Here is an 8853-nt window from a genome sequence, read left to right as displayed (position 1 = left end):
GTCGCTCTGACAGCCCTCATGCGAAAGCTCATCGAACTGGCCAACGCACTCGTCCGACAAGACCGAGAATGGACGCCAAAAACAGCTTGATCAAGACGGATACTCTAAAAGCTTCCCCGGGCAGCCTCCGTCAGGATCGTCTTATCAAGCGTCAGATCCGATGCCGCACGCCTGAGCCGTTGGTTCTCGGTCGCAAGCGACTTCAACCGTTTGAGCTGGTCTCAGGACATCCCGCCGTATTCTTTGCGTCATCGATAGTAGGTCTGAACCGTCGCACCGATCTGACGGGCTGACTCTTGAACAGACTTCCTTTGTCCTCGTAGTAATTCAACTTGCCGCAGCTTCAGCATGATATCCTCGGGCTTCTCTCGCTTTCCTGCCATACTTTAGTCCTCCTGAAAGCGGGATAATCATATCCCAGTGAGGGGGCATTCCAGACGCGCGGACATCGTCAGTATCGGCCACGCCGTTTCACTAAAAACCGTGATCCAGGTTTCTGGCGGGCCGCTCTTCTTTGCTGCATTGACCGTCTCACAAGATTGCGCCAACGATGAAAAAGACTCACAGTTAAGGGCGTACTCATGAAAATTGCTATGATCGGAACTGGCTATGTGGGCTTGGTCTCAGGGGTCTGTTTCTCTGATTTCGGTCATGAAGTTGTCTGTGTTGACAAAGACCCGTCCAAGATCAGGATGTTAGAACGTGGGGAGGTACCGATCTTCGAACCAGGGCTGGCGCCACTCATGGCCAAGAACGTTGATGCTGGACATCTGACCTTTACCATGGATCTGGCGCAGGCCATTGATGGCGCCGATGCAGTGTTTATTGCGGTAGGCACCCCGACGCGACGCGGCGATGGTCATGCGGATCTGACTTATGTGATGGCCGCTGCCGAAGAAATTGCGCGTGCGGCAGGGGATTATGTGGTTATTGTTACCAAGTCGACTGTCCCGGTGGGCACCAACCGAAAGGTTGCTGAAGTTGTTGCTAATGCGAATCCAAAGCTTGATTTCGACGTCGCCTCCAATCCTGAGTTTTTGCGTGAAGGCGCGGCGATTGACGACTTCATGAAGCCTGACCGCGTGGTCGTGGGCGTACAGACTGACCGGGCAGCTAAAGTCATGGAGGACATCTATCGCCCACTCTATCTGCGCGATTTTCCTATTGTAATCACTGATTTGGAAAGCGCTGAGATTATCAAATACGCAGCCAATGCGTTTTTGGCGACCAAAATCACCTTTATCAACGAGATCGCAGCCCTCTGCGAAAGGGTGGGTGCAGATGTAAAGGAAGTATCCAAGGGAATTGGCATGGACGGGCGCATTGGCAACAAATTCCTGCATGCCGGGCCCGGCTATGGTGGATCATGCTTCCCTAAGGATACCAGCGCATTGGCTCGGATTGGGCAAGAACATGGCCAGCCGATGCAAATCACTGAGGCGGTCATCAAAGTCAATGAAGAGGTCAAGCGCCGAATGATCGCCAAGCTGCTTGATCTGTGTGGAGACAGCTTCAATGGCAAACGAGTTGGCGTCCTGGGTGTGACCTTCAAACCGAATACTGACGACATGCGCGCTGCTCCTTCACTGACCATTGTACCGGCGCTCGTAGGAGGAGGAGCGAAGGTAAGGGTTTCCGATCCGCAAGGTCGCCGCGAAGGCGAGGCGCTCTTGCCGGGGGTTGAATGGGTGAACGATGCCTATGCAGCTGCGAAAGACGCCGATCTATTGGTTGTACTCACCGAATGGAACGAGTTTCGCGCACTTGATTTGAAACGCATAGCCAAGTCCATGAATACGTCGCGCATGGCTGATCTACGCAATATCTATACCGCGAAAGACGCCAAAGAGGCGGGCTTCGAGGCTTATGTCAGTGTCGGGCGCGTTTAGACGTTTCCTCAAGAAGACGGGAAGACAGCCGCTCCTGGAACGGCTACGCGAGTTGTTGTTCGAGCTTGAGTTTCCGAGCCTCCTAATCCGGCATAAAGCGGCTCAAGAGGTCAAAGAAGGCGGTGCCATGATAGGGGTACTAGATATGGCACAGATCATGGGTGATCACATAGTCGACAGACTCTGTAGGCCCAAGGGGCTCGAACCTGCATATCTGGGCTTTTGAAAGAACAAATCATGTACGCTTCATGTGCTTGAACTCTGCAGGTACATCGCGACGTTGTCAGCAGGGAACTTGAAGCCGCGACCATCGGCGACGCGCCCGGCGCTGATGGGGTACTTCGGTCTGTTTGGGTTGATGGCGACGATACGGAAGAGATCATCTTTCGATCGGAAGGTTCTACCGTAGTCAGAGGCTTCCAGTCCGAAATGCGGTGCGAGCACTTCGAACATGGCTTTGTCCGGCGAATAGATCGCGCCGTCTGCCATCGGGATGCCGACGCGGAAGCCAATGTTGAAGCTGTGACGCAGATCGATATCGCTCAGCTCGCCGCCTTCAACCATCAACCCATGCGATTCAGCGACAGTGAGGCAGGCCTTCATCATGTCCCGGCGCAGGCGCTTGCATAGCTCTGGCGTCAGATTGCGCGGCGGGGAAACTTTGGAACTTGTCTGGATAGACGTCGTCTTCTTGGGGGCCTTTGGCTTGCGTGTGTTCTTTTTCATGATGCAGCCAACCCGTTGCCGTTGTGGCCCAAGGTCATTTGGGCCTTTGCTTTATAGACGGTTCCGCGAGAGATCCCCATCTCGCGTGCGATTTCAGTGGGCGAGCATCCCTCGATCAGCTTTGTCTGAATGGCCTCGCGATCAATTTTCGATTTGCGCCCGCGATAGACACCGCGCTGCTTTGCTGAGGCAATACCCTCAGCCTGACGTTCCCGACGCAGGTTGGTTTCGAACTCAGCGAAGACGCCAAGCATATCGAAGAAGACTTTTCCGGTCGCAGTGGATGTATTCACGGGCTGCTCGGTTGCAGCCAGATGCGCGCCCTTGGATTTCAGGTCGGTGACGATGGACTGCAGATCACTGAGGCTGCGGGCCAGTCGGTCAATGCGTGTGACCACCAGCATCTCACCCGGATTAATAAAATCTAGGATCGTTTTGAGCTCGGGTCGTCTCTCCAGGCTGGTCCCGCTCTTTTGCTCGTTGCGGACCATGCCGCAACCGGCTGCTTTCAAGGCAGCAATCTGCGCATCGAGGTTCTGTTCGACCGTTGATGCGCGCGCGTACCCGATTTTGGCCTGATAAGTGTGCATTTTGGGTGTGCCTCTGACGTGATCTGTTCATTATCTCGAAACAGACCCAAAGTGAACAGGAAAATGGGTGTTTTCACTGTTCATGCGCGACGTCACTATGAGTGCACCCATCTTGACGCACCTAGCCATCCAGAACCCAACGTGATGTCCGCCGCGTTTTCTGTCTTTGCAGTTTTGCGAACTGCTTGCTGAAAACATCGGCGTGCATTTCATTATGGCTCCAGTCAACGTACCCAGCTTCCTCCGCCCAATCGTGTTCTAGGTGGCTTGCGTCCTCACGCGCTTCCTTGAAGACCTCGTACATCGGCGGGCCTCCGATATCCTCTGGCGGGGTCGCCCACTGACCGCCGACAAAATGCGGCAAGGCCTCGTTAGGTTCGATGGGTCGCTTCGAGATCAACTCAATCCGATGCGCCCAGTCATCCCCGAAATCATAGGTGTAGACCACAAGTGGCACTTTGCTGTTCAGGAAGAAGTCCAGCCTTTTCCTGGTGACCTCCATCACAGCCGGGCCAAACATGGGTTCGATCCAGAACTCTTCGCTTTTCACCTGGTATTTCCGGTCGCCTATTTCGAAATCCCACAAATGCAGATCGTTCCACAGAAAGGCCGCCTGAATGGCATCATGCAGATGGGGTAGGGTCTTGTCCGAACGGATGTCGATTTCACGCCACGGTGCGGGGTCGACATGCTCAAGGGTGATCTTAAGTCGCAGGACCTGGGGTTCTTTCTTCGACATGAACGCCTCTATGCTGCCAAGGGCTCGAAATCGATCCGCATATCCAGAACGACCTCGAGGTGGCCATAAGGATTGATGTGTGGATAGGTGAGCGGGGACTGGCCGCTTTAGTCCTCAGGGGCCAAGCGTGCGACCACTTTTTTGTTGCGCAGGATGGTTGCACCACCCGCGTGTTCACGTCAACCAACGACGATTGAAGCAAATGCAGATCATGAGCGGCGGTTTCCTCGTCCCGAACATGGTTGGTGGCAATTTCGTCGCCCATGGCGAAGAACATAAAGCTGTTGGCGCTGTTCTCGTTCTCTACGACGTTTAGCCCTTCGTGAATTTCCCGGCGGAAGGCCTCAAAGCGGAGGTGGCGGCACAGGGAGTATCGTCTTGATGGCGCGCCCGAGTTCTGCCGGCGCCTTTTAGGTGAGTTCGGATTGGGCAAACCGTCGAAGGATGGCTTCGGGATCAACAGTCCCGTGCTGCATGGCCGCGGCGTACTTGACCATTTCGTCATACTGACGTTCGATCTCCTCCAATCGATTACGCCAGACAGGATGGGCAAAGGGTTGGGAAGTTGACCCCGCACGCACGGACTCGGAAGGGCCATTTTCTGTCGCGCGATGGCCTTGAGACGCGGTGCAAGCTCAAAGCCCAGAAGATGGCAGAAGGCAAAGGCAACCGCGCTTTGGGGTGCATCTACTGCTGGGAGGCGTTTGTATGCAAAGCTCGAGGGGCGATGATGATCCGTCAATGGAAACGTGCGTTCTTTGAGGGCGCAACAGGCGTGTTCGAACGCGGCGGTCGAAAGAAGCCCGAATTCGATGAGGTGAAGGAACTCCACGCCCGGCGCGCTTGCCCAAAATGACCGATCGGACTACCAATCTTAAACCGGAAGACTCTCATTATGAACGAGGGCGACCGGGGGCAAGTCACGCTTATCTTTGTTGCGTAGGAAATGCCCGAGAGCGTATTGTACAGCTTTCTGGCAAGATCTTTCAAAGGCGAAAGATTTCTATTTGAGCAGCCTCAATAGATATTGCCCATAGCTGTTCTTGGAAAACGCTGCTGCACGTTTTTCAAGGGATCCTGCGTCTATCCAGCCTTTGGCAAAAGCGATTTCATCCGGGCTACCCACCTGCAAGCCTTGACGCTCACTTAACGTACGAACAAAATTCCCAGCATCTAACAGGGATGAGTGGGTGCCAGTATCCAGCCAAGCGTAGCCCCGCCCCATCTTCCTTACATTCAGTAGCCCATCCGCCAGATACGTCTCCAGTAGCGAAGTAATTTCCAGTTCCCCCCTCGCAGAAGGGGTTACACCCTTTGCGCGATCCGGGGCTGTCTCATCCAGAAAATACAGACCTGTGACCGCATAAGACGATGGTGCCACTTCAGGCTTTTCCACAATAGCTCTGACGGTCCCATTAGGGGCAAAATCTACCACACCATAGCGTTCAGGATTTGCGACCTGATATCCGAATACAGTACTCCCGTTTCGATGGCTGTCGGCGGCAATCAGATGCTCAGGCAAGCCATGACCAAAGAAGATGTTGTCTCCCAAAACCATTGCGCTGGGAGCGCCATTCAAAAAATCTTCAGCTAGAATATAGGCTTGCGCCAAGCCGTCGGGAGATGGTTGCAAGATGTAGCTCAGTGATAGGCCCCATTGGCTACCGTCGCCCAAGGTCTGCATGAACTGTTCCTGATCCTGAGGAGTGGTGATCACTGCGATCTCTCGGATTCCAGCCAACATCAGCACGGTGAGAGGGTAGTAAATCATTGGTTTATCGTAGACCGGCAAGAGCTGCTTGGATACGCCAAGCGTCACGGGATAAAGCCGCGTTCCTGACCCGCCTGCTAGAATGATACCCTTGCGCTGCGTCATGTTTTTTTTGCTCCAAGTTCTGAAAGAATAGTCGTTAGCCCCGTCGACCAGCAAGGGCGCGAAATCCCAAAGGTGGCCTTGGTCGAAAGGCAGTCCAGACGGGAATTCAGCGGGCGCGGCGCCGGGGTGGGATACTGCGCGCTAGGGATATCCTCGACCGTGCAAGACAAGCCCGCCTGCACGAATATGTCACGCGCAAAATCCGCCCAGCTAATGTCAGGCGCGCCTGAAAAATGATAGGTGCCTGATTTCGACGGCGCCTCTCGCAACTGGCCTGCGATGACAAGGCAAGCCTCCGCGATGTCAGCCGCACAGGTCGGGCCGCCAATCTGATCCGCCACAATGCTCAACTGATCACGCTCATCGCCGAGGCGCAGCATCGTCTTGACGAAATTGCTGCCATGGGCAGACACGACCCAGGAAGTGCGCAAAATGACATGCACGCCGCCCGCGGCCCTCACGGCGTCTTCACCGGCCAGCTTGCTGCGCCCATAGGCACCCAGAGGTGCAGGTGTGTCGCCGGGTGCGAAGGGCGTCTGTCCTGATCCATCGAACACATAATCGGTCGAGATATGTATGACAGGTAGCCCCCGCGCCGCCGCCGCCCGCGCAATCGCGCCCGGCGCCGCGGCATTGACAAGCATGGCGGTCTCTTCGTCCTCTTCGGCGCGATCGACAGCCGTGTAGGCGACCGCGTTGATCACAGCCTGCGCATCGGTGGCCATGACATGGGCCGCGCAGGCGGCAGGATCGGTAAAACCGGCGGCATCGCGGCCCAGCACCTCCAGCTCGGTGGCCCCTGCCTTGCGCTGTACCTCCCGTGCAAGCTGACCCGTCCGCCCGAAGAGCAAGATCTTCATTGCCCGGTCCCCATGCGCTGGCCCACACCGGCCCGCGCCTGTAGGGGGCGCCACCAATCCTCATTCTTCAGATACCACTGCACGGTCTTCTCAAGCCCTTCCTCGACGCTCACGCTGGGGCGCCAGCCCAGCTCGTTCCGGATGCGGGATGGGTCAATCGCATAGCGGGCATCATGGCCGGGCCGGTCGGCCACAAAGGTGATCTGATCGGCATACGGTTTGCCATCGTCCCGAGGGCGCAGCCGATCCAGAATGGTGCATAGGGTTTGAACCAGCTCCAGGTTGCTGCGCTCGTTCTCGCCGCCGATGTTGTAGGAACGACCAGGCGTGCCGCTATCCAGCACGGTCAGCAGCGCGTCCGCATGATCCTCGACATAGAGCCAATCACGCACATTCGAGCCGTTTCCATAAATCGGCAGGTCCTTGCCCGCGAGCGCATTGAGAATGATCACCGGCACCAGCTTTTCGGGGAAGTGATAGGGGCCGTAATTGTTCGAGCAGTTGGTCAGGACCACCGGCAGCCCGTAGGTCTCGTGCCAGGCGCGCACCAGGTGATCCGAACTGGCCTTGGAGGCCGAATAGGGACTGCGTGGATCATAAGGTGTCTCTTCGGTGAATTGCACCGCCGGATCCGACGGCAGCGATCCAAAGACCTCATCCGTGCTGATGTGGTGAAAGCGAAAGCTGTCAGGCCTGGCGTCGCGCTCCCACAGGGCACGCGCCGATTGCAGCAGATTGTAGGTGCCGATCACATTGGTCTCGATGAACACGCCCGGCCCATCAATTGAGCGGTCGACATGGCTTTCGGCTGCAAGATGCATGATGGCATCGGGTGCATGGCGCGCAATACACGCCTCTATCCCCGCGCCGTCACGGATATCCATCTGCTCGAAGCTGTAAAGCGGGCTGCTTGCCACCGAGGCCACGTTATCCAGGCACGCCGCATAAGTAAGAGCATCGACATTGACTACCTCATGCCCCCGCGCCACCGCAAGACGCACGACCGCCGATCCGATGAAGCCGGCCCCGCCGGTGACAAGCAGTTTCATGACGATGTCTCACCTTTGTAAATGAAAGGGCTGTCGAACTCGGCGAGGGCGGGCGCGGTCTCATCCTTACCGGACAAAATCGGATCAAGCCCGCCCAGTGGCCAATCAATGCCGCAACTATCCCAAGCCACCGCGCCATCACATTCGGGCGCGTAGTAATCGGTACACTTATAGATGATCTCGGTATCGGGCTCTTGCGTCATGAACCCGTGCAGAAATCCTGCCGGCACCCAAAGCTGGCGGTCATTTTCAAAACTCAACTCGGTTCCGGTCCAGTGACCATAGGTGGGGCTACCCCGGCGGACATCGACCGCCACATCAAAAAGCCGGCCACGCCCACACCGAATCAGCTTGCCTTGCGCATGAGGCGGCGACTGAAAATGCAGGCCGCGCAATGTGCCAACCTGCGTGGACAACGAGTGATTGTCCTGAACGAACTCGGGTAGGTCCAACCCGAAGTCCACCAGTCGCTTCTTGTTCCAACTTTCTGAGAAGAACCCACGATGGTCGCCAAAACGCGCGGGGGTCACGACCACTACACCTTCAAGGGCAGTCTTCTCAATCTGCACAGCGGCAATCTCCAGCGGCTCACTCTAACGACGCTTTGTCTAGTTATCTACCAAGCCCATGATTGTCACCTGCCGCGTCAAATTGGTCGTGAGGTATAGGGAGCAATTGGAAAGCAGGCCCGCAGATCGCCGAACTACGGTTCGCGCTGGCCGTGAGCCGTGCTTTTTCTGGGAGGGTGAACGGGAAAAGCTATGGCCTGAGATGGCCAGAACGACAAGTCGGTGGATTGCGTCAAAAAACAGAAGACCAACTGAGACGTGCAGAGCCGACGAGCTGATCCATGAAACATAAAAGTTGCCCCGGAGTGCTGTTGCACAACCGGGGCTAAGTCGAGGTTTGGATATATTGGGTCCTATCTATGCAGGGCTTTCTTGCGAACCGCAAGCGCAACCATTGGGAGGCTCATAAAAAAACCTGGCGACCTAGGGTTGCAAGGTACTTTGAAGAAATTTGGCTTCTTCGCGGTTTGTGTGGGTGTGCGGGTCTCCGGTCAGTTCACGACCACACCAGATGTTGTGTCGTAGGGTGACGCGGGCAGGTGCTTGAGCCGACCG

At 56.1% G+C, this 8853-nt stretch carries 10 protein-coding genes and 2 pseudogenes; 2 read left to right on the top strand and 10 right to left on the bottom strand.

All coding sequences use genetic code 11. From position 1 onward, the window contains the following. Nucleotides 1–113: 113 nt before the first annotated feature. Nucleotides 114–383 (bottom strand): annotated as a pseudogene (locus tag V8352_RS20620) (transposase); the annotation flags it as partial. 198 nt (nucleotides 384–581) lie between these two features. On the opposite strand from V8352_RS20620, the gene V8352_RS20615 reads away from it, so the two are divergent. Next, entirely contained in the window at nucleotides 582–1889 is a 1308-nt protein-coding gene (locus V8352_RS20615) for a UDP-glucose dehydrogenase family protein (protein WP_336426153.1), read from the top strand. 246 nt (nucleotides 1890–2135) lie between these two features. Here the strand turns inward: V8352_RS20615 and V8352_RS20610 are convergent, their stop codons facing one another. From V8352_RS20610 to V8352_RS20590, 5 genes and pseudogenes are all read right to left on the bottom strand, one after another. Continuing rightward, complete coding sequence (locus V8352_RS20610; protein ID WP_336426152.1) at nucleotides 2136–2615, bottom strand: hypothetical protein; 480 nt, start codon at nucleotides 2613–2615, stop codon at nucleotides 2136–2138. Then, a complete protein-coding gene (locus tag V8352_RS20605) occupies nucleotides 2612–3205 on the bottom strand; it encodes a recombinase family protein (protein WP_336426151.1) in 594 nt (197 codons plus the stop codon). The genes V8352_RS20610 and V8352_RS20605 overlap by 4 nt, the downstream gene beginning before the upstream one ends. Nucleotides 3206–3326: 121 nt before the next feature. Beyond that, entirely contained in the window at nucleotides 3327–3944 is a 618-nt protein-coding gene (locus V8352_RS20600) for a plasmid pRiA4b ORF-3 family protein (RefSeq protein ID WP_336426150.1), read from the bottom strand. Next, nucleotides 3910–4449 (bottom strand): Tn3 family transposase, encoded by a 540-nt coding sequence (locus tag V8352_RS20595; protein ID WP_336426149.1) that lies wholly within the window; start codon nucleotides 4447–4449, stop codon nucleotides 3910–3912. The genes V8352_RS20600 and V8352_RS20595 overlap by 35 nt, the downstream gene beginning before the upstream one ends. Next, nucleotides 4355–4590: pseudogene (locus V8352_RS20590) on the bottom strand (Tn3 family transposase). The gene V8352_RS20595 and the pseudogene V8352_RS20590 overlap by 95 nt, the downstream one beginning before the upstream one ends. Between V8352_RS20590 and V8352_RS20585 the strand changes: the two are divergent. Next, entirely contained in the window at nucleotides 4510–4800 is a 291-nt protein-coding gene (locus V8352_RS20585) for a hypothetical protein (protein WP_336426154.1), read from the top strand. The pseudogene V8352_RS20590 and the gene V8352_RS20585 sit on opposite strands and share 81 nt — an antisense overlap. Nucleotides 4801–4947: 147 nt before the next feature. On the opposite strand, the gene rfbA is transcribed toward V8352_RS20585, so the two are convergent. From rfbA to rfbC, 4 genes are read right to left on the bottom strand one after another with little or no spacing between them, the layout of a single operon-like run. Further along, nucleotides 4948–5820 carry a glucose-1-phosphate thymidylyltransferase RfbA gene (gene rfbA, locus V8352_RS20580; protein WP_336426148.1) on the bottom strand — a complete coding sequence of 291 codons (873 nt, stop codon included), beginning with the start codon at nucleotides 5818–5820 and terminating at the stop codon, nucleotides 4948–4950. Continuing rightward, on the bottom strand, nucleotides 5817–6680 hold the full coding sequence (rfbD, locus tag V8352_RS20575) for a dTDP-4-dehydrorhamnose reductase (protein ID WP_336426147.1): 864 nt from the start codon (nucleotides 6678–6680) through the stop codon (nucleotides 5817–5819). Before rfbD ends, rfbA begins: the two co-directional genes overlap by 4 nt. Further along, nucleotides 6677–7729 (bottom strand): dTDP-glucose 4,6-dehydratase, encoded by a 1053-nt coding sequence (gene rfbB, locus V8352_RS20570; RefSeq protein ID WP_336426146.1) that lies wholly within the window; start codon nucleotides 7727–7729, stop codon nucleotides 6677–6679. The genes rfbD and rfbB overlap by 4 nt, the downstream gene beginning before the upstream one ends. Next, nucleotides 7726–8298: a dTDP-4-dehydrorhamnose 3,5-epimerase gene (gene rfbC / locus V8352_RS20565; RefSeq protein WP_336426145.1), complete on the bottom strand. Its 573-nt coding sequence runs from the start codon at nucleotides 8296–8298 to the stop codon at nucleotides 7726–7728. The genes rfbB and rfbC overlap by 4 nt, the downstream gene beginning before the upstream one ends. Nucleotides 8299–8853 lie beyond the last annotated feature (555 nt).

It is taken from the genome of Roseovarius sp. D0-M9, from assembly GCF_037083805.1.
Classification (GTDB): Bacteria; Pseudomonadota; Alphaproteobacteria; order Rhodobacterales; family Rhodobacteraceae; genus Roseovarius.
Note: the sequence above shows the minus strand (reverse complement) of the source record. Positions and strands in the feature narration are given on the sequence as shown.